This is a genomic window from Stenotrophomonas sp. 3diitr2024 (assembly GCF_042136455.1).
In the GTDB taxonomy this organism is placed as follows: domain Bacteria; phylum Pseudomonadota; class Gammaproteobacteria; order Xanthomonadales; family Xanthomonadaceae; genus Stenotrophomonas; species Stenotrophomonas sepilia.
Genome location: NZ_JBHHMJ010000834.1, coordinates 1 through 576, shown reverse-complemented (window position 1 = coordinate 576; position 576 = coordinate 1). Strand labels below are relative to the sequence as shown.

1 pseudogene is annotated in these 576 nt (G+C 52.3%); it reads right to left on the bottom strand.

The annotated features are described in order from the left end of the window. Positions 1-338: 338 nt before the first annotated feature. A pseudogene (gene cutA / locus ABGA94_RS22210) lies at positions 339-533 on the bottom strand (divalent-cation tolerance protein CutA); the annotation flags it as partial. Between the last annotated feature and the right edge of the window lie 43 nt (positions 534-576).

The following is a 576-nucleotide window of genomic DNA, read 5'->3' as shown; positions in this document are numbered from 1 at the left end:
CGCATACAGAGATTAAAGAAGAAATGCTAGTGGAACGAACATTACCTGGTGATGGGGTTCCTCCAAATGCATTACGCGTAAGTAAAAAAGAGGTTATAGGTAAGTGGACAAATGATGGGCAGCCCATCACCGAAAATAGCTATCTTTTTAAAAATAAAGTAGTAAAGAAAGAGGAGTTAGCTGACTCTGCAATTTTAAATTTGAAAGATGGAGAAGTTGCATTCCCGTTACTCGTTGATTTGGAAACAAGTTCAGGTAATAGTATCATTCCTAACACTTATGTGGACTTGTATTTCAAACAAGTTGTGAAGGACGGGGACAATGAGAAGGTAGTGTTCGGTGGTCTTTACCAGCAGCTGCAGCTCGGCATCGGTGGTCACCTCGCCCTGCCAGCGGTAGGTGGACTGCGCGCCATCAAGGCGGGTCACGCACGCGGCCAGGCGCTCGCCGACCAGCGCGTGCGCGATGCGCTCGGCACTGGCCCGGTCCGGGCAGGTGGTCAACAGCAGCAGGACGGGATCGACGGTCGGCATGACCGTCGAGTATAGGGCCGCCGCCGGGTCTGGGCCCGGCGGC